The 22,466-nt window shown below is 73.3% G+C and carries 20 protein-coding genes; 11 read left to right on the top strand and 9 right to left on the bottom strand.

Annotation, left to right across the window (positions count from 1 at the left end):
- Nucleotides 1-22: 22 nt before the first annotated feature.
- From HD593_RS25545 to HD593_RS25535, 3 genes are read left to right on the top strand one after another with little or no spacing between them, the layout of a single operon-like run.
- Nucleotides 23-787 (top strand): cupin domain-containing protein, encoded by a 765-nt coding sequence (locus tag HD593_RS25545; RefSeq protein ID WP_185104629.1) that lies wholly within the window; start codon nucleotides 23-25, stop codon nucleotides 785-787.
- Entirely contained in the window at nucleotides 784-1,452 is a 669-nt protein-coding gene (locus tag HD593_RS25540; RefSeq protein WP_185104628.1) for a phosphoheptose isomerase family protein, read from the top strand. Before HD593_RS25545 ends, HD593_RS25540 begins: the two co-directional genes overlap by 4 nt.
- Nucleotides 1,453-1,456: 4 nt before the next feature.
- Entirely contained in the window at nucleotides 1,457-2,818 is a 1,362-nt protein-coding gene (locus HD593_RS25535; protein WP_185104627.1) for a glycosyltransferase, read from the top strand.
- Here the strand turns inward: HD593_RS25535 and HD593_RS25530 are convergent.
- A complete protein-coding gene (locus HD593_RS25530) occupies nucleotides 2,787-5,615 on the bottom strand; it encodes an AfsR/SARP family transcriptional regulator (protein WP_185104626.1) in 2,829 nt (942 codons plus the stop codon). The two genes, HD593_RS25535 and HD593_RS25530, sit on opposite strands and share 32 nt — an antisense overlap.
- 319 nt (nucleotides 5,616-5,934) lie before the next feature.
- On the opposite strand from HD593_RS25530, the gene HD593_RS25525 reads away from it, so the two are divergent.
- Both HD593_RS25525 and HD593_RS25520 read left to right on the top strand, forming a co-directional pair.
- Complete coding sequence (locus tag HD593_RS25525; protein WP_185104625.1) at nucleotides 5,935-7,035, top strand: HesA/MoeB/ThiF family protein; 1,101 nt, start codon at nucleotides 5,935-5,937, stop codon at nucleotides 7,033-7,035.
- Nucleotides 7,032-8,288, top strand: coding sequence for a hypothetical protein (locus tag HD593_RS25520; protein WP_185104624.1), 1,257 nt, complete (start codon nucleotides 7,032-7,034; stop codon nucleotides 8,286-8,288). The genes HD593_RS25525 and HD593_RS25520 overlap by 4 nt, the downstream gene beginning before the upstream one ends.
- Here HD593_RS25520 and HD593_RS25515 read toward each other — a convergent pair.
- A complete protein-coding gene (locus HD593_RS25515; RefSeq protein WP_185104623.1) occupies nucleotides 8,285-8,476 on the bottom strand; it encodes a hypothetical protein in 192 nt (63 codons plus the stop codon). The two genes, HD593_RS25520 and HD593_RS25515, sit on opposite strands and share 4 nt — an antisense overlap.
- 143 nt (nucleotides 8,477-8,619) lie before the next feature.
- On the opposite strand from HD593_RS25515, the gene HD593_RS25510 reads away from it, so the two are divergent.
- The 3 genes from HD593_RS25510 to HD593_RS25500 are packed head-to-tail and all read left to right on the top strand — an operon-like array spanning nucleotide 8,620 to nucleotide 11,956.
- Nucleotides 8,620-9,546: a cucumopine synthase-related protein gene (locus tag HD593_RS25510; protein ID WP_312903698.1), complete on the top strand. Its 927-nt coding sequence runs from the start codon at nucleotides 8,620-8,622 to the stop codon at nucleotides 9,544-9,546.
- Nucleotides 9,543-10,646: an NAD(P)/FAD-dependent oxidoreductase gene (locus HD593_RS25505; RefSeq protein WP_185104621.1), complete on the top strand. Its 1,104-nt coding sequence runs from the start codon at nucleotides 9,543-9,545 to the stop codon at nucleotides 10,644-10,646. Before HD593_RS25510 ends, HD593_RS25505 begins: the two co-directional genes overlap by 4 nt.
- 5 nt (nucleotides 10,647-10,651) lie before the next feature.
- The gene (locus tag HD593_RS25500) at nucleotides 10,652-11,956 is read left to right on the top strand and encodes a cytochrome P450 family protein (protein WP_185104620.1); all 1,305 of its coding nucleotides are present in this window, start codon (nucleotides 10,652-10,654) and stop codon (nucleotides 11,954-11,956) included.
- Here HD593_RS25500 and HD593_RS25495 read toward each other — a convergent pair.
- Both HD593_RS25495 and HD593_RS63575 read right to left on the bottom strand, forming a co-directional pair.
- Nucleotides 11,953-12,867: an ABC transporter ATP-binding protein gene (locus HD593_RS25495; protein WP_185104619.1), complete on the bottom strand. Its 915-nt coding sequence runs from the start codon at nucleotides 12,865-12,867 to the stop codon at nucleotides 11,953-11,955. The two genes, HD593_RS25500 and HD593_RS25495, sit on opposite strands and share 4 nt — an antisense overlap.
- Complete coding sequence (locus tag HD593_RS63575) at nucleotides 12,860-13,501, bottom strand: TetR/AcrR family transcriptional regulator (RefSeq protein ID WP_185104618.1); 642 nt, start codon at nucleotides 13,499-13,501, stop codon at nucleotides 12,860-12,862. Before HD593_RS63575 ends, HD593_RS25495 begins: the two co-directional genes overlap by 8 nt.
- 144 nt (nucleotides 13,502-13,645) lie before the next feature.
- Between HD593_RS63575 and manA the strand changes: the two genes are divergently transcribed.
- Both manA and HD593_RS25480 read left to right on the top strand, forming a co-directional pair.
- On the top strand, nucleotides 13,646-14,818 hold the full coding sequence (manA, locus tag HD593_RS25485; RefSeq protein ID WP_312903696.1) for a mannose-6-phosphate isomerase, class I: 1,173 nt from the start codon (nucleotides 13,646-13,648) through the stop codon (nucleotides 14,816-14,818).
- 60 nt (nucleotides 14,819-14,878) lie between these two features.
- Nucleotides 14,879-15,544, top strand: coding sequence for a flavin reductase family protein (locus HD593_RS25480; RefSeq protein ID WP_312903694.1), 666 nt, complete (start codon nucleotides 14,879-14,881; stop codon nucleotides 15,542-15,544).
- Here HD593_RS25480 and HD593_RS64500 read toward each other — a convergent pair.
- On the bottom strand, nucleotides 15,525-17,129 hold the full coding sequence (locus HD593_RS64500) for a bifunctional NAD(P)/FAD-dependent oxidoreductase/class I SAM-dependent methyltransferase (RefSeq protein ID WP_185104617.1): 1,605 nt from the start codon (nucleotides 17,127-17,129) through the stop codon (nucleotides 15,525-15,527). The two genes, HD593_RS25480 and HD593_RS64500, sit on opposite strands and share 20 nt — an antisense overlap.
- Nucleotides 17,130-17,223: 94 nt before the next feature.
- Between HD593_RS64500 and HD593_RS25470 the strand changes: the two genes are divergently transcribed.
- Entirely contained in the window at nucleotides 17,224-17,802 is a 579-nt protein-coding gene (locus HD593_RS25470) for a helix-turn-helix domain-containing protein (RefSeq protein ID WP_312903692.1), read from the top strand.
- 7 nt (nucleotides 17,803-17,809) lie between these two features.
- On the opposite strand, the gene sigJ is transcribed toward HD593_RS25470, so the two are convergent.
- The 4 genes from sigJ to HD593_RS25450 form a co-directional block, all read right to left on the bottom strand.
- Nucleotides 17,810-18,694, bottom strand: a complete 885-nt coding sequence (gene sigJ / locus HD593_RS25465) for an RNA polymerase sigma factor SigJ (RefSeq protein WP_185104615.1) — start codon at nucleotides 18,692-18,694, stop codon at nucleotides 17,810-17,812.
- Nucleotides 18,695-18,764: 70 nt separating this feature from the next.
- On the bottom strand, nucleotides 18,765-20,153 hold the full coding sequence (locus HD593_RS25460; RefSeq protein WP_185104614.1) for an amino acid permease: 1,389 nt from the start codon (nucleotides 20,151-20,153) through the stop codon (nucleotides 18,765-18,767).
- A 57-nt stretch (nucleotides 20,154-20,210) separates the two neighbouring features.
- A complete protein-coding gene (locus HD593_RS25455) occupies nucleotides 20,211-21,737 on the bottom strand; it encodes an AMP-binding protein (protein ID WP_185104613.1) in 1,527 nt (508 codons plus the stop codon).
- 104 nt (nucleotides 21,738-21,841) lie between these two features.
- A complete protein-coding gene (locus tag HD593_RS25450) occupies nucleotides 21,842-22,414 on the bottom strand; it encodes a CGNR zinc finger domain-containing protein (protein WP_185104612.1) in 573 nt (190 codons plus the stop codon).
- Between the last annotated feature and the right edge of the window lie 52 nt (nucleotides 22,415-22,466).

The raw sequence follows: 22,466 nt of genomic DNA, 5'->3' as shown, positions 1-22,466 counted from the left end.
GCAGAGCCGATCAGGAGGACGCGTGCCGCCAGTCCAGACCCGAGATCTCGTTGACGGCCTCACCGAACGCCGTTACCTCTTCGTCGAGCACCGCCTGGAGACCGCCGCCGGCACACCGATGCTGACGCATCCCGGCGACTACCGGACCTTCCTCGTCATCGGCGGCGCGGTGCTCCTGGAGCACCAGGACCGGCTCGGCCGGGTCCGGTCGCGCGTCTGCCACCGCCTCCAGGGCTGGCACGCCGTCCCCGCCAGCGTCTACCGCTTCGAGAACGCGACCGCGGAGCCCGCGATCGTGCTGGAGGCGGGTTCGGTGACGGGTGGCGGCGGAGAGGCCGGCGCCGCCGCGGAATGCCTCGATCTCAGCGGCTACCGGGTCAACAAGCCCTGGGGGTACGAGATCTGGTACACGGAGAACCTGCCGGAACGCAGGTACGCGCTCAAGCAGATCCACATGACGGCCGGCCACCGCTCCTCACTGCAGTCGCACCGGCACAAGGCGGAGACGAACTACGTCATCGAGGGCAGCGCGACCGTGCTCAACGGTGCGCCGGCACCGGACGACCCGGACACCGGCATCGACATGGCGGCCCTGCCCGCCGCCGTCCACGCGGCGGGAACCGGCTGGTCCTCGGCGCCGAACGTGCTGCACCGGGTCATCGCCGACTCCGCCTACACCTCCATCGAGGTCTCCACCCCCGAACTGGACGACGTCATCCGATGGGCCGACGACACCGGCCGCTCGCACGGGAGAATCACCTCCGAGCACGCCGGAGGCGGCGCATGAGCCCCCGCCTGGTCGACGACATCCGCCTCTATCTCGCCGAGCAGCGGGCCATCCTGGACGCCTTCCCCGTGGCGGCGGTGGCCGCCGTCGCCGACGCGCTGTTCGCCGCCTACGACCGCGGCGGAACGGTGTACGCCCTGGGCAACGGCGGCAACGCGGGCACGATCGACCACGCCTGCTGCGACTTCAAGCTCCACCCGTTCGTGTCGGAGGACAAGACGAGGCCGCTGCCTGCGCACATCCGGCGGCTCTCCTTCGTCAACCTCTGCGGCTCGCCTGCGGAGCTGACCGCCGCCGTCAACGACCTGGGCCCGGAGAACATGTACGCCGCCCTGCTGGAGCCGGTCGTCGGCGCCGGCGACCTGGTCATGGCCTATTCCGGCAGCGGCGACTCGCCGAACGTCGTACGGGCCCTGGAGGTGGCCGCCGCGGCGGGCGCCACGACCTTCGCCATGACCAAGGGCGACGGCGGGCGCTGCCGCGCGCTGGCGGACATCTGCCTCATCGTCCCCGGCAGCTCCCGCTTCCCCGGCCAGACCGGCCGCAACGACAACAATTTCCACTTCGAGGACAACATCCTCTCCCTCAACCACATGCTCGTCGGGCTGCTCAAGCAACGCGTCGCGGCCTCGACATCAGCAGCGGCGGCGGACCGGGAAGGGTGAGGCGATGCTCACGCCCGGGGTCACTCCGACGACGTTCGAGCTGCCCCGGTTCGAGGCCCTGCTCGGCCCGGACCGGACCGCGGAACTGCACGCCGCCGCCGCGGTGATCCGCGAAGCCCTCGACGGCCGCACCCTCTGGCACGTCAACTCGACCGGGAAAGGCGGCGGCGTCGCCGAGATGCTGCACACCCTCCTGCCGCTCTACGCCGAGCTCGGCGTCCGGGTGCGCTGGATGGTCATCGGCGGCGACGAGCGATTCTTCGCCCTCACCAAGCGGCTGGGGCTGGGCCTGTACGGCATCGACACCGGCGACGGGCCCCTGCGCGCCGCGGAGAGGGACGCCTACCTGGACGGGCTCGGCCCCGCCGGGGACAGGCTGCTGGAGCTGGTCGAGGCCGGGGACGTCGTCGTCCTCCACGACCACCAGACGGCGGGTCTCGTACCGAGGCTGGCCGGCCAAAGCGTCGAGGTCTACTGGCGGTGCCACGTCGGCGTCGACGAGCCGACCGAGGCGTCCGAGCGGGCCTGGGAGCTGATCGCGCCGCTGCTGGACGGCGCGCACCGGCTGCTGTTCTCGGTGCCCTGGCACATCCCGGAGCGGTTCCGCGACCGGCCGGCGTCCGTGCTGCCACCGTTCATCTCCCCGTTCTCGCCCAAGAACCGGGAGCTGGAGCCGGAGAGCGTGACGGCCGCTCTGATCCGTTGCGGGCTGCGCCGGGCGGGCGGGAACGGCGGGCCCCCGGTCACCGTGATCGCCGAGACCGCTCCCGGCCCTGACGAGAAGCTGCTCACCCAGGTCTCGCGGTGGGACCGGCTCAAGGACATGGAGGGTGTGCTGGCGGCGGTGACGGAGTTCGTCCCCGAGGGGTTCCTGGCTCTGGTGGGGCCGGACCCGGCGGGCATCGCCGACGACATCGAGCAGGCCATGGTGTTCGACCGCTGCCACGAGGCCTGGCGCCGGCTGCCGCCCGGCCGGCGGCGGCGCGTCGCGCTCGTCTGCCTGCCCATGACGGACCCCGGGGAGAACGCGCTGCTGGTCAACGCGATCCAGCGTGCCTCGCAGGTGGTGATGCAGAAGAGCCTCGCCGAAGGGTTCGGGCTGACCGTCACCGAGGCCATGTGGAAGTCCAGGCCCGTGGTGGCGGCCGGTGTCGGGGGCATCCGGGCGCAGATCGACCACGGGCGCACGGGGCTGCTGGTCGGCGACCCGCACGACCTGGGCGGCTTCGGCGCGCTCGTGACGAGCGTGGCGGGCGGAGGGGCGGACGCGGAGCTGATGGGTGCCAGGGCGCGCGACCGCGTCCGGCGGGACTTCCTGCCCGACCAGGACGTGATCAGGATGGCCCGGCTGCTCCGCGCGCGTTGACCCCTCCTTGCGGCGCGAGCCCGCGGATCCTGGTGCGCAGGGCGTCGGCGTCGCCCGGGGCCAGCTCGGCGACCAGGTCGAGGGCGCGCCCCAGCGTCTGCCGCCCTTCCGCGACCCGGCCGGCCGCCACCTGGGCCTCCCCCAGCCGCTGCAACGTCCGGGCGCCCAGCGCGCGCTTGCCGCCCCGCAACGACAACGACCGCAGGTAGTAGGCGATCGCCTGCTCGTACCGGCCGAGCAGGTGGTGGATGTAGCCCATGCTGTCGAGGGTGGCCGACTCGCCCGGCCTGTCGTCCAGCTCGCGGTGGATGAGCAGGGCCTCCTCGCAGCGGCGCAGCGCCTCGCCGTACGCGCCGAGCCGGGCGTGGAACCAGCCGATGTTGTTGAGCACCCGGCCCTCGCCGGCGCGGTCGCCGGCCGACCGGTGCAGCCGCAGCGCCTCCTCGCTCAGCGCCAGGCCCTCGGCGTACCGGTTCCTGCGGTCCTCCAGGAGGCTGAGGTAGGTGAGGCAGACGCCCTGCCCGACCTGGTCGCCGAGGGTGCGGAACAGGGTGAGGGCCTGCCGCAGGTGGGTGCCGCTCGTCCCGTCCCGGCCGAGGCGGATGAGGGCCTGGGCGAGCCCGACGCGGACGTGGGCCTGCGCGGCCTGGTCGTCCAGCCGCTGGGCGGCCTCCAGCGCGATCCGGTACATGGCCACCTGGTCGTCCGAGCGGCTCTCCTGCGACAGGAAGCCCCAGCAGGCGCAGGCGAGCTGCCAGGCGTGCGCGTCGAATCCGGCCCGGGCGGCGTGCCTGATCGCCGCCAGCAGCGTCCGGTGTTCGCGGCCGAACCAGGCCAGGCTCTGCTCGCGGTCGCCGATGCGGGCCACGACCACGCCCGGCCCCGGCTCAGGCAGGTTCAGCGGGACGCGGTGCAGCAGCTCCAGCAGGCCGTCGCCGAGGTGGGCGCTGTGCAGGTAGTGGTCGAGCAGCCGGTGCAGGGCCTGGCGGCGCTCGTCCCCGGAGTCGTGCAGCAGCGTCAGCTCCTCGGCGTACGCGCGGAGCAGGTCGTGCCAGCCGTAGCGCCCGGGGGCGGGCTCGGCCGCCAGGTTCGCGCGGGTCAGCTCGGCCAGCAGGCGGCGGGCCTCCCGTACGGTGATCCCGGCGAGGCTGGCGGCGGCCGGGGCGGAGAGCTCCGGCGCGGGCAGCAGGCTCCGCAGCCGGAACAGGCGCGCGGCCTGCGGGCTGAGCGCCCGGTAGGACCAGGAGAACACGGTACGCAGGTTCGTCCCGGTGTCGCCGCCGTCGAAGACGTCGAGGCCGCCCGGCTCGTCCGGGCCGTCCGCCTCCTCCAGCTCGGTGATCAGCGCGCGGAGCGGGAACGCCGGGCGGGCGTGGGCGCGGGCGGCCACGATGGACAGGGCCAGCGGCAGCCCCGCGCACCGGGAGACGAGGTCGTCCACCGCCTGCGGCTCGGCGCCGACCTTGGCCGCGCCGAGCCTGCGCGTCAGCAGCTCGCGGGATTCGGCGGGCGAGAACAGCCCCAGCGTCAGCGTGCGGCCGCCCTCCGCCGCGACCAGGCCGGTCAGCTCGGCCCGGCTGGTGATCAGCGCCAGGCAGCCGGGCGCGCTGGGCAGCAGCGGGCGTACCTGGTCGGAGTCGAGGGCGTTGTCGAGCAGGATGAGCATGCGGCGCCCGGCCAGCAGGCTGCGGTAGAGCCCTGCCTGCGCCTCCAGCGTGGCGGGGATCAGCTCGGGCGGCACCTGGAGGGCGTCCAGGAACAGCCGTACCGCCTCGGCGGGAGATCGGGCGGCGTGCGTGGGCCCGTAGCCCTGGAGGTTGACGTAGAGCTGGCCGTCGGGGAAGCGGTCGCGGGCGCGGTGTGCCCAGTGCACGGCCAGGGTGGTCTTGCCGACGCCGCCCGTGCCGGTGACGACGCACGGCGGCGGCGCCTGGCCCGGTCTGGGGGCGGTCAGCCGGTCCAGGGTGGCCAGTTCGTCCTCGCGGGCGGTGAACGGCTCGGTGTCCGGCGGGAGGTGGCGGGGCACGGCGAGGCTCGCCGCGGGGGTCGTGCCGTTCACCGCCGGTTCGTCGCGGCCGGCCAGGATCGCCTGGTGCAGGCGTTGCAGCTCCTCGCCCGGCTCGATGCCGAGCTCGTCGGCGAAGCGGCGCCTGACGCCGCGGAAGACGGCCAGCGCCTCGGTGCGGTGGCCGCCGCGTGACAGCGCCGTCATCAGCAGCCAGGCGAGCCGTTCCCGCAGCGGGTTCTCCCCCACCAGGGGCGCCAGCTCGGCGGCGATCTCCTGGTGCCTGCCCTGGCGCAGGTCGAGCGCGGCCCGCCGTTCCAGCGCCGTCAGCCGTTCCTCCTCCAGGCCGGGCACCACGACGTCGGGCAGCCACCGGCCCGCCACGTCCGTCAGGGGCGGGCCCTGCCAGAGCGCCAGGGCGGCGCGCAGCAGGCCGGCGGCGCGTTCCGGGTCCGGCTCGCCGCCTGCGTCGCGGACCAGCTCCCGGAAGCGGTGCAGGTCGACGCGGTCGCGCCCGGCCGTCAGGCAGTAGCCGCGCGCCGACGTCGTCAGCGCCGCCTCGGGGAACGGTGCCAGCAGGCGGCGGAGCCGGGAGATGTGCCCCTGGACGGCGTTGCGGGAGGACTCGGGTGGTTCGCTCCCCCACAGGGCCGTCTCCAGCCGGGCCACGGGCACCGGCCGTCCCGGTTCGAGCAGCAACATCGCCAGGATGGTCCGCTGCTGCGGCGTGGACGGGCCCAGCCGCCGCCCGGCGTGCCACGCTCCCACCGCCCCCAGCAGACGGAACTCCACGCCCTCGACGGTCACGTCGTCCCAAGCCTCCAGCCGCTGACTAAGTGATCAACGTTGGCAGCCTAACCGCGCATTCAGCGGAAAATCAGCGCTATTTCAGTGTCACGTCGCACTCTGGTCACAGCTGGCATCCAGCGCCACACAACCCATGAGGAGGCACATCATGGAGATCAAGGTCAAGAAGGTCGAGTCCGTCAAGGCTACTCAGAACCCCGCCACGTGAGGCGCTGACACCGCCTGACGATTTCCCCCGCGGGCAGGAGCACCACGCTCCTGCCCGCGGGGTTCAGCATCCGTACTGGCCGGCGCGGGAGGCACGATGCGTGTGGCGTTGAAGGAATGCGAGTGGGAGACGATCGGCGCGGATCTCCTGGTGATCTTCGACGCTCGCGAGGCGATCACCCTGGACGACCCCGACGGGCACGTGGCCGCGCTCCTGACCGAGCTGCGCCGGGCCCCGCAGACCGCGGCCGAGCTGAGCGGCTCGCTCCAGCGGCGCGGCATCCCGCTCTCGGAGGAGGACGTCAGCGGCGGCCTGAGCGGGCTCGACTCCCTGGGCCTGGTGGAGGACGCCGGCGGCCGGACCCTCGGCGACCCCGACGAGGACGAGCGCCACTTCTCCAACCTCAGCTTCTACGGCACCTACGCGAGCCTGGAGCGGCGCCGGGCCGCATTCCACCGGCCGATGAGCCAGGCCCACGTCCTCGTGCTCGGGGTCGGCGGCGGCGGCTCCTCCCTCGTCCAGTGCCTGGCCGGCCTCGGCGTCGGCGAGATGACCCTGGTCGACCAGGACCGCGTCGAGTCCCGCAACTTCGCCCGGCAGTTCCTCTACCACCACGCCGACCTCGGCCGGTCGAAGGCCGAACGGGCCGCCGCGTGGGTACGCGACTACGACCCGCGCATCAAGGTGCACGCCGCCGACCGCTGGGTCTCCGCCCCCGAGGACCTGGAGGACCTCATCCAGGGCGTCGACCTCGTGGCGGGCGGCCTCGACGGGCATCCGCACGCCAACCTCTGGGCGAACGAGGCCGCGGTCCGCAACGGCGTCCCGTACGTGCTGGGGGGAGCCAACCGCAGCCAGCTCATGTACCTGTCCGTGGACCCGGGCCGCACGGCCTGCCTGGCCTGCGACTACGCCGACCGGCCGACCGGGGACGGCCCGGACGCGGTCGCGTACCGGATCGTGGAGAACATGAAGCTGAGCAACCCGCTCACCGGGCCGATGGCGATGCAGGTCGGCTCGCTGCTGGCCCTCGAGGCGCAGCGCTACCTCACCGGGTACGAGCCGCCCCGCGCGGCCGGCCATCGCGTCACCCTGGACCTGCGCAACGGGCTGGTGCCCGAGTGGCAGCCCCTCCCCCGCAACCCGGACTGCAAGGTGTGCGCCCTGGCCCCGGCACGCGAGGGTGAGCGCGGATGAGCGCCCCCGGCGCCGCTCCGGTCAGGCTCAAGCCGCTCAGCGTCGTCCCCGAGGGCGACGACGAGGTGCTGGTGGGCGATCCCGCCAGCGGCACGTTCGTGACGATCCCGGCGGTCGGCGGAGTGGTGATCGCCGCTCTCCAGCGCGGGGCGAGCGTGGAGGAGGCGGCGGCCGAGGCCGAGGCGTTCGCGGGCGAGCCGGTCAACGTCCCGTCCTTCGTGGAGACCCTCGGCGAGCTGGGCTTCCTCGCCTCCGACGACGCTGACGGGGACGACGGCGGGGACGCTGCGGAGCCCGTCCGTACGGCGCCGATCCAGGCCCGCCGATGGATGACCGGCGTCCGCCCGGAGCTGGTCCGCCCGTTCTTCGGCCGGGTGGCGTGGGCCTGCTACGCCGCCTGCCTGCTCTACGCGCTGGCCGTCTTCGCCCTGCGGCCCGGCCTGCTGCCCGATCCGGCGGTGGACGCGTTCCCGTTCGACGACATCGGGCTGAGCGCGCTGGCCTGGCTGCCGTTCGTGTGGTTCGCGGCGGCCAGCCACGAGTGCGGGCACTGGCTGGGCGCGCGGGCCCTGGGCATCCAGACCCGCTTCGGCGTGGACCGCCGCCTGTGGATGCTCGTCTTCGAGACCGACCTCACCCAGCTCTGGACGCTCCCCCGCCGCCGGCGCTACGGCCCGCTGCTGGCCGGCCTGGCCGTGGACTCCGTCCTGCTGGCCGTGCTGCTCACCGGCCGGCTGCTGATCGACACCGGCCTCTGGCAGGCCCCTGAGCCGGTCGGGTCGCTGCTGGCGGCCTGGGTGTTCATCAAGGTCATGCAGATGCTCTGGCAGAGCCTGGTCTTCCTGCGCACCGACCTCTACGCGGTGCTGGTCAACGCCCTGGGCTGCCGCAACCTGTGGCGCGTGAAGTCCCTGATGCTCAAGCGCGCCTTCTCGCGGCTGACGGCCGATGAGGAGTCGGAGCTGGCCGACGCGACGGACACCGACCTGCGCGTGGGCCGCTGGTTCCGCTGGGTCTGGCTGGCGGGCTTCGCCGGCGTGATCGTCTGGTTCTGCGTCCTGCTGCTGCCGGTCTTCGCGCAGACGCTGAGCTGGGCCGCCGAAGGGCTCGCCGAGGGGCCGCTGACGGCCGCCTTCTGGTACCGGCTGCTCTGCGTCACCCTGCTGCTGGGCCCCGAGGCCCTGGCCCTCGTCCTGACGGTCAAGGAGTACGCGGCCCGCCTCACCCGCCGCCGCTCGGCGGGCGTGGCCTAGTCCGCGGACCGCAGCAGCATCGCCTCCACCTCGGGGCCCGCGTCGGCCGTGCAGATGTAGGTGGAGCTTCCGGTCGCCGGATCGACGAAGTACAGGGTCGCCCGCTTGCCGCACTTCGCGCACCAGGCGGAAGGCCCGCCGCCGAGCTCCGCCAGGCCGACCTTGATCTCTGGGATGAGGAACGCCATGCGGGAAGCGTAGATCAGCCTGGTGGGACGCCCGTGATGACACGTGCGTTACCGAAGTCATCTCCCGGTAAATACGCCAGCCCCACCCCCTATCGCCACATAGCGTGACGTTAGAGTGACGTACTGTGAACGATACTAAGCATGTGGAAATCACCTGGCCCGGCATCGGCATCACCGTGGCCGCCGAACTCGACCAGCGCAACCCCTCCCTGGCCCAGGCCCTCTGGGACGGGCTGCCCTACCAGAGCCTCCAGGGACACGCCCTCGTGGCCGGGTACCACCTGTACCACGTGGCTCCGGTGCACTCGTTGCTGCACACCCCGGCCGAGTACAAGGTGGACCGGCGCACGGTGCCCGACGGCACCCTGTTCTGCTCCCGCCTGCAGCACCTGGGCATCAAGTACGGCGAGCTCACCGAGCCCATGCAGGCCACCCCGATCGGCAGGGTCCTCGACTCCGACCTCGACGCCCTCGTCCAGGCCGGCCGCGAGGTGTGGCGTTCGGTCTACGAGACCAAGCAGCCCGTCATCGCCGAGGTGCGCCGCGCCGGCGAGCGCGGCGGCCACGTGCTGCCCCGCCTGCCCGTCGGCGACCCGGAGCTCAACCGGCTCGCCACCGAGGTGCACGCCGAGACCGAGCGCATCTGGCTCGACCCGCCGCAGGAGCTGCTCGACCTGCACCAGGGCCGCATCCCCTCGGGCGCGGGCAGCTACGAGACGGTCCTGACCACGCTGCTGTTCGTCAACGGCGAGACCCGCCCGCTCGGCTACAGCTGCTACGGCGGCCTCGTCCGCGCCGCCCTGGACGGCATGCCCATGCCGTGGCTGCGCCAGATGACCAGGCAGCTCGCCCACACGCCCGCGGAATTCCTCGGCTACTGCGGCCTCGACCGCCTGTGGGACTTCACGCAGCGGCTGCTGTCCGGCCTGGAACGGCTCGACGACCACGAGGACTTCGTCGCGATCATGGCCCACATGGCGCTCTACTGCAACTGCCTCGGCGGCTGGAACTCGCACCTGTTCCCGTGGCAGGCGGGCGCCCACCTGCGCAGAACGGTGCCGGCCACATGAGCGCGGGCTCGCGGGTGGTGGTGATCGGCGGCGGCGTCATCGGGCTGTCGATCGCCTTCCACCTGGCCGAGGCCGGGGTGGACGTGACCCTGCTGGAGCGCGGCACGCTCGGCTCCGGCGCCTCCCGCGCCACCGCCGACGTGGTCCGCTCGTACTTCGCCGGCAACCCGGTCAGCTCGTCGCTGGCCGTACGCAGCCTGGAAGCCTACCGGGACTTTCCCACCAGGCCGGGCACCGAGCTGCCGCTGCGGCAGGTCGGCTACCTGGTGCTGTTCACCGAGCCCGCCCAGCTCGCCGCCTTCAACGCCGACCTGGCGGCCCAGCGTGCCGCCGGCGTGGACGTCGAGCTGATCAGCGCCGAGGCGGCCAGGGAGCACAACCCGCTCATCGGCGACCTGCCGCTGCTCGGCGCCGCGTACTCGCCCGACGCCTACATCTCCGACACCGCCGCCATCGTCACCGCCTACGCGCGGGCCGCCGAGCAGGCGGGGGCGGCGCTGCGCACCGGCTGCCCGGTCACCGCCATCGACCCGGAGGCCGGGCGCGTGCAGACCGCAGACGGGGAGCTGTCCGCCGACGCGATCGTGTGCGCCGCCGGCGCCTGGTCGGCCTCGCTGGTGCGCTGCGCGGGCGTGGACATGCCGCTCACCGAGCCGATCGAGCAGGAGCTGCTCACCACCGACCCGCTGCCGCCCGGCACGCCGGAGGTACCGGTCACGCTGCACGCCGCCAGCGGCCTGCTGATCCGCAACCGCGGCGACCGGCTGCTCATCGGCATGGGCTACCCGGGCCCCGACCGCGAGTCCTGGCGGCGGGACGTGGCCGCGCGGCTCGCCGAGACGTACCCGAGCCTGGCCGGGATCGGCCTGCACACCGCCGTCACCGGCCTGCGCGACGCCAGCCCCGACAAGACCGCCTTCATCGGCCACCAGCCGGGCCCGCCGGCCTTCCTGTACGCCACCGGCTTCTCCGGCCACGGCCTGTGCAACGCGCCCGCCGCCGGCGAGCTGGTCCGCGACCTCTACCTCGACCGGGACCCCGGCATGGACGTGGCCGCGCTGGCGGTCGGCCCCGGACGGACGACCCAACGGACGGGATGATCACCATGACCGACCAACGCTCCGGCCACGCCGACCGGCTCGACCCTACCGGCGGGCTCGACCACACCGACCGGCTCGGCCAGGCCGGCCGCTCCGTGAACGGGGAGCGGTTCGTGCTCGACCCGGCCACCGCCGACCTGCACGGCGACAACGACCGCCTGCGCCGGGCCGGCCCGCTCGTGCCCGTCACCGCCGAGGGCGTGCCCGCCTGGGCCGCCACCCAGTACGCGACGCTGCTGACCGTCCTGACCCACCCGGACCTGTCCAGGGAGCTGCACCACTGGACCACCCGGCACGCCATGCCGCCCGGCACGGCCATCGATCGCATCGTCACCGACACGTCCCTGCTCAACGCCGAGGGAGAACGCCACCGCCGGCTGCGCATGCCGCTGACCACCGCGTTCTCCCAGCGGCGCCTGAACGGCCTGCGCCCGCGCATCGAGGAGCTCACCGCCCGCCTGATCGACCGGCTCGCCGAAATGCCGCCCGACGAGCCGGTGGACCTGCGGCTGGAGTTCGCCTACCCGCTGCCCCGCGAGGTCATCTCCGAGCTGATCGGCATCCCGCCCGGGCACCAGGACGAGCTGCACCGCCTCACCGACGCCGTCGCCCAGGTCGGCGACCTGGAGGACTCGCCCGGCCTGCGCAAGGAGCTGCGCGAGCTGCTCGACCAGATCATCGAGGAGCGCCACGACACGCCCGGCGAGGACCTCATCAGCGACCTGTTCGCGCTGCACGAGAAGGACGGCGGCCGCCTGTCGGAGGACGAGCTGTTCGCCACCATCGAGCTGCTGTTCATCGCCGGCCACGTCACCACCGTCAACCTGATCACCAACGCCATCGGCGCCCTGCTCACCGAGCGGGGGCAGCTCGACCTGCTGCGCTCCGGGCAGTGCCCCTACAGCGCCGCGGTCGAGGAGACGCTGCGCTGGGACTCGCCGATCGCCTACTTCCCGATGCGGTACGCCACCCGCGACATCGAGATCGACGGCGTGCACCTGCGCGGCGGCGAGCCCGTCCTGGCCTGCTTCGCCTCCGCCGGGCGCGACCCGCACCAGTACGGCGACGACGCCCACGTCTTCGACGTCACCCGGCCGCAGTTCACGCACCTGGCCTTCGGGCACGGGCCGCACTTCTGCCTGGGCGCGCCGCTGGCCAGGCTGGAGGGCGAGATCGCGATCAAGGCGCTGTTCGAGGCGTTCCCCGGCATGGCGCTGGCCCGGCCGGTGGACGAGCTGCCGCCGCTGGACACGCTGCTGGGCAACAGCACGCGGACGATGCCGGTCCTGCTCGGCCCGCGCGCCCGCTAGGCGGTCCTGTCGTAGCGACTGTCGTGGTGGCCGTCGTAGTGACGCAGGAACAGCTCCTCCAGCGTCGGCGGCCGGCTCACCAGGCCGCGCACACCCGCGGCCGTGAGCCGGCGCAGCACCGGGTCCAGCTCCGCCGTGTCCACGGTGAACCGGACCCGGCTGCCCGCCGCGCTCAGGTCGTGCACGCCCGGCAGCTCCGCCAGCCCGTCGGCCGGCCCGGCCAGGTCCGCCTCGATCGAGGTGCGGGTCAGGTGGCGCAGCCCGGCCAGCGTGCCGGTCTCCACCGTGCGGCCGTCGCGCACGATCGTCACCCGGTCGCACAGCGCCTCGACCTCGGCCAGGATGTGGCTCGACAGCAGCACCGTACGGTCACCGCGACGCTGCTCCTGCCTGACGCAGTCCATGAACACCTCCTCCATCAGCGGGTCGAGCCCGGAGGTCGGCTCGTCCAGGATCAGCAGCTCCGCGTCGGAGGCCAGCGCCGCCACCAGCGCCACCTTCTGCCGGTTGCCCTTGGAGTAGGCGCGCCCCTTCTTGCGCGGGTCGAGGTCGAACCGCTCCAGCAGCTCCGCCCTGCGCCGCCTGTCCAGCCCGCCCCGCAGCCGGCCGAGCAGGTCGATGGTCTCGCCGCCGGTCAGGCCCGGCCACAGCGTCACGTCGCCCGGCACGTACGCCAGGCGCCGGTGCAGCTCGGCCGCCCCCGTCCACGGGTCGCCGCCGAGCAGCCTGGCGGTACCGCCGTCGGCGCGGACCAGGCCCAGCAGGATCCGGATCGTGGTGCTCTTGCCCGCGCCGTTCGGGCCCAGGAAGCCGTGCACCTCGCCCGCGCGCACGGTGAGGTCGAGCCCGTCGAGCGCCCTGGTCCGCCCGAACCGCTTGCGCAGCCCGGCGACGGCGACGGCATCAGTCATGGGAACTCCTGTGATCGAGGTTCTGGTGGTCGAGGGCCGCGCGGATCGCGGCGGCGTCCTCGGGGCTGAGCAGCGGGTGGGAGTAGACGTACAGCAGGGCCCGCAGCAGCTCGTGCTGCCCGTCGGCGGTCTCCAGCGACACGCCCAGGCCACGCTCGACGTGCTTGGTCAGCACGCTGAACGACAGCGCCATCGCCGCGACCACGGTCGCGCGCGCCCGCGGATCGACGTCCGGCGGATCCGGCAGGCGCCGGTCGGCCTCCTCGAACCAGCCCACGCCGATCCGCACCATCTCGTCGAAGAACGGCGCCGCCGACCCCTCGGTCAGCGCCCGCGCCAGGTAGTCGCGGTACGGCCCCATGGCCGCGACGGGGTTGAGCCCGCCCAGAGGCCGGCTCGCGGCCTCCTCGTGCAGCCGGTGCATGACCTTCATCAGGTGCTCGTCGCACGCCTCGCGCAGCGCCTGCTTGGAGCCGAAGTGGTGGCGCACGAGGCCCAGGGACACGCCCGCGGTCTCGGCGATGCCGCGGATCGTGGCCCGCTCGAAGCCGTGCTCGCCGAAGTGGCGCAGCGCCGCGTCCCTGATGCGGGCGCGGGCCGTGAGGTCCTCGGGATCCGGCGCGGTCGTCGTCACCCCACCCCTCCTGTTCGCTCGTATAGCCAACTGTTCGGACGAAAAGCAGACTATACCCGCGTATAGTCACTCGTCCAGCACCCGGCCACACGCACGTCACCTTCACGCTCTACGCTCCACACGACGACGATTGGAGCCACCGCCGTGCCACACGCCACGCCCATGCGCCTGGCCACCACCATCCGGCCCTACGACTGGGGTTCGGTCACCGCCCTGCCCGAGCTGTTCGGCACGGAGCCGACCGGCGAACCGCAGGCCGAGCTCTGGATGGGCGCCCATCCAGGAGCGCCCTCGACCGCCGGCGGCGTCCCGCTGAACGAGCTCATCGCCCGCGATCCCGCCGCCACGCTAGGCGAGCGCTGCGCCGAGCGGTTCGGCCCCGTCCTGCCCTACCTGCTGAAGGTGCTGGCCATCAAGCGGCCGCTCTCCCTCCAGGTCCATCCCACGACCGCGCAGGCCGAGGCCGGCTACGCCGCCGAGAACGCCCGCGGGATCCCCCTGGACGACTTCGCCCGCACCTACAAGGACGCCTCGCACAAGCCGGAGATGGTCTGCGCGCTCACCCCGTTCCACGGGCTGTGCGGCTTCCGCTCCCCCGGGGCCGCCGCCGGCCTGCTCGACCGGCTCGGCGTCCCCGGCCTGCGCCCCTGGATCGAGACGCTGCGCACCGGCGAGCCCGGCCAGGCGCTGCGCACCGTGTTCGCCGCGATGCTGGACGACGCCGCGCGGCCGCTGCGCGCCGAGGCCGAGGCGGCCCTGCTGGAGTCGCCGGACGCCGGCCTGGCCGCCTACGCCGGCATCGCCCGCGCCTACCCCGGCGACCCCGGCCTCGTGGCCGCCCTCCTGCTGAACCACGTCACCCTCCGCCCCGGCGAGGCCCTCTACCTGGGCGCCGGCGTGCCGCACGCCTACCTCGGCGGCATCGGCGTGGAGATCATGGCCAACTCCGACAACGTGCTGCGCTGCGGGCTCACCTCCAAGCACGTGGACGTGCCCGAGCTCATGCGCGTCGTGGACTTCACCCCGTCCGCCCCGCATCTCGTCGAGCCGGTGGCCGGCGGCTCGGGCGCCCACGACTACCGGCCGCCCGCCCCCGAGTTCGCCCTCACCCGGTACGAGCTGACCGGGGCCGGCGCCCACCCGCTGCCCGGCGGCGTGCCGGGGATCGTGCTCTGCACCGAGGGCGAGGCCAGGCTCGGCGACGACCTGACGCTGCGGCCCGGTCAGTCCGCCTTCGTCCCGGCCGCCGCCGCGTCGCCGCGGGTTTCCGGGAAGGGCACGGCCTACCTCGCCCGGCCCGGCGCCTTTACAAAGTAGATCACGGGGGCGGGAACGTTTCGACCGCCGGTTGAACGTCCCGTCCCTAGGCTGCGGCCCGTGACCGACCCTGTGACCGACCCTGTGACCGACCACGTGACCATCGAGCCCAGCATTCTCTACTTCGGCACCCCCGTCGTGCTGCTCTCCACCGAGAACCCGGACGGCTCCTTCAACCTCGCCCCCATGTCGTCCGCGTGGGCGCTGGGCAAGGTGATCGTGCTCGGGCTGGGCGAGGAGGGGCAGAGCGCCCGCAACCTCGCCGAGCGGCCCGAGCTGGTGATCAACCTGCCCGCCCCGCACCAGTGGGAGGCTGTGGAGCGCCTGGCGCCGCTGACCGGCCGCGACCCCGTACCGGCGACGAAGCATGCGGGCTGCCGGTTCGAGCCCGACAAGTTCGGCGCCGCCGGCCTGCGTCCCGAGCCGTCCGAGGAGGTGCGGCCGCCGCGGGTGGCCGAGTGCCCGCTGCAGTTCGAGGCGCGGGCCGGGCGTGTGAGCCTGGACGTCTCCGCCTCGTTCGTCATCGTCGAGGCCGTCGTCACCCGCGTGCACGCCGACCCCCGCCTCGTCGTGCCGGGCACCCAGCACGTGGACCCGGCCGCGTGGAGCCCGCTCATCTACAACTTCCGCCACTACTTCGGCCTCGGCCCTCAGCTCGGCCACTCCTACCGCAGCCAGACCCCGTCCCCCGCGCTCGGCACGGTGCTCAACGCCGCCGGATCATGAGCACGTTGTCCCTGCGGGTCGTCGGCCGGCCGTCGGGGTCGTTCTGGGTGCGCTCGAACTCCTCGCTGCGCAGCACCTCCCACTCCCCCTCCGCCGGCTCCAGGGAGTCGAACACCTCCTGCGGCGTGGGGAAGTGCACGTCCGGGTGGTCGTGCTGCTGCCAGGCCGGCCAGCCGGCGTGCCCGGCGACCAGCAGCACCCCGCCGGGCGCGACCGCGGCGGCGGCCCTGCGCAGGATCCGCTCGCGCGGCATGTCCTTGCTGGAGTGCAGGTAGCAGGCGGTGACGAGGTCGTAGGTGCCCTCGGGGAACGACTCGCCGAGGTCGTGGCGCTGCCAGTCGATCTGCTTGCCCACCCCCGCCTCCTCGGCGTGGCGGGCGGCGCGGCGCAGGGCGACGCCGGAGATGTCGGCGGCGGTGACGCGCCAGCCCTTGCGGGCCAGCCAGATGGCGTCGCCGCCCTCGCCGCTGCCCAGGTCGAGCGCGGTGCCCGGCGGCAGGTCGGTGACCTCGCGGACCAGCGCGGCATTGGGGTCGCCGCTCCAGATCCGCCGGCTCTGGCGGTAGCGGCCGTCCCAGAACTCCTCGTCCGTCACCTCGCCGGGGATGTGCCCGGGCGGAGCGGCGGCGATCGCGGCCCGGCGGGCGGCCACGGCGGCGGCGGCCTCCTCGGCGACCAGGTCGGCGTTGATGGCCGCGCCGGCCCGCACGCCCGCCGCCGAGGCGCTGACGACCTGGTCGACCACGTTGTGCACGTTGCCCGCCACGTACACCCCGGGCACGGCGGTCTTGCCCATGGCGTCGGCGGGCAGGTACGTGCCGATGACGAACCCGTTCATCTCCTGCTCGGCGGTCTCCAGCCCGAGTCCGTCGAGGCCGTCGAGCCGGGCGTCCAGGCGGGTGCCGACGGCCAGCGCCTGCCGGGGCACCTCCCGGCCGCCGGCCAGCCGTACGCCGGTGAGGCGGTCGCCGGTCACCACGATCCCGGTCAGCTCGCCCTCGACCACGGTGATCCCCCTGGCGGCGAGCTGCTCGCGGGCCTCCTCCCCCGGCTCGGGCGCTGTGTGCAGGAAGAGGATCACGTCGTCGCTCCACTGCCGCCACAGCAGGGCCTGGTGCACGGCCAGCGGGCTGGTGGCCACGACGCCGATGGCCTGGTCGCGGACCTCCCAGCCGTGGCAGTACGGGCAGTGCAGCACCTCGCGGCCCCACCGCCCGGCCAGCCCCGGCACCGGCGGCAGCTCGTCGACCAGGCCGGTGGCCACCAGCAGCCGGGCCGCCTCCACCGCGGAGCCGTCCGCCAGGACGACGCGGAAGCGCCCGCCGTCGAGCCGCTCCGCCGCGGTGACGGTGCCCGTCACGATCTCGCCGCCGTAGCCGGTCACCTCCGCGCGGCCGGCGGCCAGCAGCTCGCGGGGCGGCACGCCCTCGTGGCCCAGGAGCACGTGCACGCCCTGCGCGGGGGCGTTCCTGGGCTGTCCCGAGTCGATCACCAGCACCTTGCGGCGCGCCCGGGACAGCGCGAGGGCCCCGCTCAGCCCGGCGGCCCCGCCGCCGATCACCACCACGTCGTACGTCGCGTCCATGCGCGGCTCCTCTCGCTCGTTCACTGCTGCGCCACTGTGCGTCACCCGCCCGCCGGTTGACAAACTTCCTTGCCAAAATGGCAAAGTAGGGCGGGTGGAACTCGATGAGGTGCTGCAGGCGGTCGGCCCGCGGTTGCGGGCGATGCGCCAGGAGCGGGGCACGACGCTGGCGGAGCTGTCGAAGAGCACCGGCATCTCGGTCAGCACCCTGTCGCGGCTGGAGTCCGGCGGGCGCAAGCCGACGCTGGAGCTGATGCTGCTGCTGGCCGACGCCTTCCAGGTGCAGCTCGACGAGCTGATCGACGCGCCGGTGACGGGTGATCCGCGGGTGCACATGCGGCCGATCAAGCGGCACGGCATGACGTACGTGCCGCTGAGCCGGCGGCCCGGCGGGCTGCAGGCGTTCAAGCAGATCTACCCGCCGGGGTGGCCGGGCTACGAGCCGGAGCAGCAGGTCCACGAGGGGTACGAGTGGCTGTACGTGCTTTCCGGGCGGTTGCGGCTGCTGCTGGGCAAGCATCATGTGGTGCTGTCGGCGGGTGAGGTGGCCGAGTTCGACACCCGGACGCCGCACGCGTTCGTCAACGAGGCCGACGAGCCGACCGAGGTGCTGGCCCTGTTCGGCCCGCAGGGCGAGCGCATGCACGTGCGCGCCCGCCCCGCGGCCAAGTGATGACGGTTCAGTCGCCGAGTACGGCCAGGTCGAGCGCGGCCAGCCGCTCCGGGTCGGCGAGGATGTCGATCTCGACGATGCGGCCGTCCGTGATCGTGAAGCTCATGACCGCCGACGGCCTGCCGTCCACGGTGTTGACCACCCCGGCCAGGCCATTGACCAGCGCCGAGTGCGCGGTGGACGGCGAGTAGCGGCGGAACGTGAGCGCCTGCCCGGCCACGTTCTCCGCCCCGCGGACCTCTGCCAGGCCGCCGGTCAGCGCGCCGGCGTCGGCCCGCAGCACCACGTCGGGGTCGAGCACGGCCACCAGCGCCGCGAAGTCGCCGCGGTGCGCGGCCGCGATGAACGCCTCGACGATCTCCCGCTGCCTGGACAGGTCGGGGTCGGCCACCGGCGTGGCGCCGCGTACCCGCCGCCTGGCCCTGCTGGCGAGCTGTCTGGCGGTGGCCGGGGAGCGCCCGACGAGCGGCGCGATCTCCTCGAACGGCACCGCGAACATGTCGTGCAGCACGAACGCCAGCCGTTCGGCCGGGGTGAGCGACTCCAGCACCACCAGCAGCGCCAGCCCGACGGAGTCGGCCAGCAGCGCCGCCTGCTCGGGGTCGGGCCCGGAGGCGGGGCTCACCACGGGGTCGGGCATGCGCGCCTCCAGCGACTCCTCGCGGCGTGAGGTGCGGGCGCGCAGCATGTCGAGGCACACCCGGCCGACGACCGTGGTCAGCCAGCCGCCCAGGTTCTCCACGTCGCCGGGGCCGGTACGGCTCAGCCGCAGCCACGCCTCCTGCACGGCGTCCTCGGCCTCGCTGAGCGAGCCCAGCATCCGGTACGCCACCGCTTTCAGGTGCCCCCGGTGCGCCTCGAACCCGGCTGCCAGGAATTCACGATCGTTCATCGGGCCTCGTCTCGCTGTCGTGCGTCCGTCACCACACTGACGTTCGCGGGCGGCCCGATGTGACGCGCGCTCACTCCAGTACGGAGTGCCGCTTGCTGTAGGCGAAGTAGACGATCAGCCCGAGCACGAACCAGGCGGCGAAGCGCAGCCACGTCACCGGCGCGAGGAAGGTGATCAGCCAGATCGAGAACAGCACCCCCACCGCCGGCACCACGGGCATCCACGGCGTGCGGAACGAGCGCGGCAGGTCCGGCTGCCGGTACCGCAGCACGATCACCGCCACGCACACCACCACGAACGCCAGCAGGATGCCGATGTTCGTCAGCTCGGCCGCCTCCTGGATGGGCAGGAACCCGGCGATCAGCGCCGAGGCGACGCCGACGATCCACGTGACCCGCGTGGGCACCCTGCGTACGGGGTGCAGCCTGGCGAACCAGGCCGGCAGCAGCCCGTCCCTGCTCATCGAGAACCAGACCCGGGTGACGCCGAGCATGAACGTGAACATGACGGTGAGGATGCCGACGATGGCCCCCACCGCGATGACCGTCGCCAGGCCCGACAGCCCGGCGGCGGCGAAGGCCGAGGAGAAGCCGCTCTCGGGGTCGATCTCCCGGTAGTTCTGCATGCCGGTCAGCACGAGGCAGGCCAGCACGTACAGGACCATGGAGATGACCAGCGAGTAGATGATCGCCTTGGGCATGTGCCGCGTGGCGTCGCGCGACTCCTCGGCCGCGGTGCTCATCGCGTCGTAGCCGAAGACGGCGAAGAAGACGGTGGCGGCGCCGGTGATGGCGCCGCCGATCCCGAACGGGAAGAACGGCGTGTAGTTGGCGGTGCTGATGTGGAAGAAGCCGACCACGATGACCAGCAGCACGACCGCGACCTTGATGGCCACCACGATCGTCTCGAACCTGGCGGCCGCGCGGATCCCGAGGTTCAGCAGCGCCGCGATGAGCAGGCACAGCACCACCGCGAACAGGTCCACCACGTGCCCCGGCCCGGTGCCGGGCGCGCCGAGCGACCAGGCGGGCAGCGTGATGCCGAGGTGCTGGAGCAGGAAGCCGAAGTAGCCGGAGATGCCGATCGCCACGACGGCCACGATCGCGGTGTACTCCAGCAGCAGGTCCCAGCCGATGAACCAGCCGACGATCTCCCCCAGGACCGCGTACCCGTAGGTGTAGGCCGAGCCGGCCTTCGGGATCAGGCCGGCGAACTCGGCGTAGGAGAGCGCGGCGGCGGCGCTGGCGACGCCCGCGATGAGGAACGACACGACCACGGCCGGGCCCGCGCTCTCGTGGGCGACCGCGCCGGCCAGGGCGAAGATGCCCGCGCCGATGATGCCGCCCACGCCGATGGCGGTGAGCTGCCACAGCCCGAGCGACCTGGACAGCTCGCCCTCGTGCTCCGTGGCGATCTGCGCCACCGGCTTGCGCCGGAAGACGCTGCGCGAAGTGACCATGACGCCCCCACTGCCGATGTCCGCTCCGTGGGTGCGACCTTCCCCTCTGGACGGCGGTTAACCTGCGGCGCGCTGCCTGAGGACGTTCTTTTGGATCTTGCCGGTGGAGGTCTTGGGCAGCTCGCCGAAGATCACCGCCTTGGGGGCCTTGAAGTGGGCCAGGCGGGCGCGTACGTGCTCGATCAGCTCGGCCTCGGTGGCCCGCGCCCCGGTGGCGAGCGTCACGTACGCGACGGGCACCTCGCCCCAGTGCGCGTCCGGCCGGGCCACGACCGCGGCCTCCAGCACGCCGGGATGGCTCAACAGCACGTTCTCCACCTCGACGGAGGCGATGTTCTCGCCCCCGGAGATGATCACGTCCTTGGCCCGGTCGACGATCTGCACGTACCCGTCGGCGTGCACCACCCCCAGGTCGCCGGTGCGGAACCAGCCGTCGGGCGCGGCCTTCCCGGTGGCCGCCGGGTCGCGGTGGTAGCCGATCATGACGTCGTTGCCGCGTACGGCGATCTCGCCGACCGTGGCGGCGTCGGCGGGCACGTCGCGCCCGTCGTCGGCGACGACGCGGATGCGCTGGGCGATCACGTTGCCCACGCCCTGGCGGGCGGTCAGCGCGGCCGACTCCCCGATCGGCAGGTCCCGCCATTCCGGCTGGGGCTGGCAGATGACGGCGGGCCCGTACGTCTCGGTGAGCCCGTACAGGTGGATCATGTCGATGCCGGCCTGCAGCGCCCGTTCCAGCAGGGCGGGGCTCGGCGGCGCGCCGCCGACGCAGGCGAGCAGGCGGGGGTCGAGGGCCCGGGCGGGGGCGTCCTCGTGGGCGAGCAGCGAGGTCAGGACGGTCGGGGCGCCGCACAGGTGGGTGACGCGGTGCTCGCGGATCAGCCGCCACGCCTGGCCGGGCTCCACCTTGGGCAGGCAGACGTGCCGGGCGCCGGCCAGCGTGACCGCCCAGGGGAAGCACCAGCCGTGGCAGTGGAACATCGGCAGCGTCCACAGGTAGGAGCTCGCGGTGTCCAGCTTGGTGTGCAGCGCCATGGCCAGCGCCTGGAGGTAGGCGCCGCGGTGGTGGTAGACGACTCCCTTGGGGCGCCCGGTGGTGCCGCTGGTGTAGTTGATCGACAGCGGGGTCAGCTCGTCCTCGACCCTGACCAGCATCGGGTCGGCCGCGGCCAGCAGCGGCTCGTACTCGGTGGCGGGGATCAGCCGCACGGTGGCGCCGGCCGCCTCGGTCGCCAGGCCGGTGAGGGCGTCGTCGTGCAGGAGCAGCGACACCTCGGCGTGGTCGAGGATGTAGGCCAGCTCGGCGGCGGACAGGCGGATGTTCATCGGCACCAGCACCGCGCCCGCCGCCGGCACGCCGAACGTGGACTCCAGCAGCAGGTGACCGTTGTGCGCCAGCACCGCCACCCGGTCGCCGGGCCGCACCCCGGCCGCGGCCAGCGCGCCCGCCAGCCGCTGGGCGCGTTCCCACAGCTCGGCGTAGGTGAGCTCCAGCCCGCCGTCCACGACCGCGAGCCGCGAGCCGAAGACGGAGGCGGATCGTTCGAGGAAGCTGGTGGGGGTCAGGGGCTCGTACGACAACATCCGCGATCTCCTCCGCCGGGGGTTGTGACTGCGCACTACGAATGGTGCCGCCTTCGCCCCGAGCAGGCGAGACCTCGGCAGGCAAGACCTCGGCGGGCGAGACCTCAGCGGGCGGCTCTCCCGGCGGAGCGGGCGCGGAAGGCCGCCGCCTTCATGCGGCTCTGGCAGGAGCGGGAGCAGAACTGGCGCACCCCGTTGCGGGAGGTGTCCACGTACACGCGGTCGCACTGCCTGGCCTGGCAGACCCCGAGGCGCCCGCCGAGGTCGCTGCCGATGGCCAGGGTCAGCGCGGAGGCGATGCCGGCGCTCCAGCCCACGGCGATGGTGTCGTCGGCGCCGTGGAAGTGCACCTGCCACGGCTCTCCGGGTACGCGGTCGAGCTGGGGCCGCGCGCCCGTGCTGACGACGAGCGCGTTGACGACGGCGGCGGCGTCGTCCTCCCGCCCGGCGTCCATGGCCTCGAACACGCGCCGGACCTTCAGCGTGGTCCCGGCCAGGTAGAGGGCCTCCTCCATGGAGACCGTCACGTTGCCCGGCAGCACGGCGCGGATCACGTCGGGCAGCGAGTCGCCCTTGGGCGCCACGTAGGGCTTGCCGCGGTCGCCGCCGTCGGTCAGCACGTTCACGAGCGATACCGCGGTGTCGAGCAGGATCGCCACGTGACTATCGAACAACACTTGACTGGTCACTCCTCTCGCCTTAGGGTCCGTGACTGACGTTATCAGCTTC

This window comes from Nonomuraea rubra, assembly GCF_014207985.1.
Classification (GTDB): domain Bacteria; phylum Actinomycetota; class Actinomycetes; order Streptosporangiales; family Streptosporangiaceae; genus Nonomuraea; species Nonomuraea rubra.
Note: the sequence above shows the minus strand (reverse complement) of the source record. Positions and strands in the feature narration are given on the sequence as shown.

What these genes read in the sequence shown, in the direction of transcription:
- HD593_RS25540 (WP_185104628.1), top strand. Translation starts at nt 784, where the DNA reads ATGAGCCCCCGCCTGGTCGACGACATCCGCCTCTATCTCGCCGAGCAG.
- HD593_RS25535 (WP_185104627.1), top strand. Translation starts at nt 1,457, where the DNA reads ATGCTCACGCCCGGGGTCACTCCGACGACGTTCGAGCTGCCCCGGTTC.
- HD593_RS25525 (WP_185104625.1), top strand. Translation starts at nt 5,935, where the DNA reads ATGCGTGTGGCGTTGAAGGAATGCGAGTGGGAGACGATCGGCGCGGAT.
- HD593_RS25520 (WP_185104624.1), top strand. Translation starts at nt 7,032, where the DNA reads ATGAGCGCCCCCGGCGCCGCTCCGGTCAGGCTCAAGCCGCTCAGCGTC.
- HD593_RS25515 (WP_185104623.1), bottom strand. Translation starts at nt 8,476, where the DNA reads ATGGCGTTCCTCATCCCAGAGATCAAGGTCGGCCTGGCGGAGCTCGGC.
- HD593_RS25505 (WP_185104621.1), top strand. Translation starts at nt 9,543, where the DNA reads ATGAGCGCGGGCTCGCGGGTGGTGGTGATCGGCGGCGGCGTCATCGGG.
- HD593_RS25500 (WP_185104620.1), top strand. Translation starts at nt 10,652, where the DNA reads ATGACCGACCAACGCTCCGGCCACGCCGACCGGCTCGACCCTACCGGC.
- HD593_RS25495 (WP_185104619.1), bottom strand. Translation starts at nt 12,867, where the DNA reads ATGACTGATGCCGTCGCCGTCGCCGGGCTGCGCAAGCGGTTCGGGCGG.
- HD593_RS64500 (WP_185104617.1), bottom strand. Translation starts at nt 17,129, where the DNA reads ATGGACGCGACGTACGACGTGGTGGTGATCGGCGGCGGGGCCGCCGGG.
- sigJ (WP_185104615.1), bottom strand. Translation starts at nt 18,694, where the DNA reads ATGAACGATCGTGAATTCCTGGCAGCCGGGTTCGAGGCGCACCGGGGG.
- HD593_RS25460 (WP_185104614.1), bottom strand. Translation starts at nt 20,153, where the DNA reads ATGGTCACTTCGCGCAGCGTCTTCCGGCGCAAGCCGGTGGCGCAGATC.
- HD593_RS25455 (WP_185104613.1), bottom strand. Translation starts at nt 21,737, where the DNA reads ATGTTGTCGTACGAGCCCCTGACCCCCACCAGCTTCCTCGAACGATCC.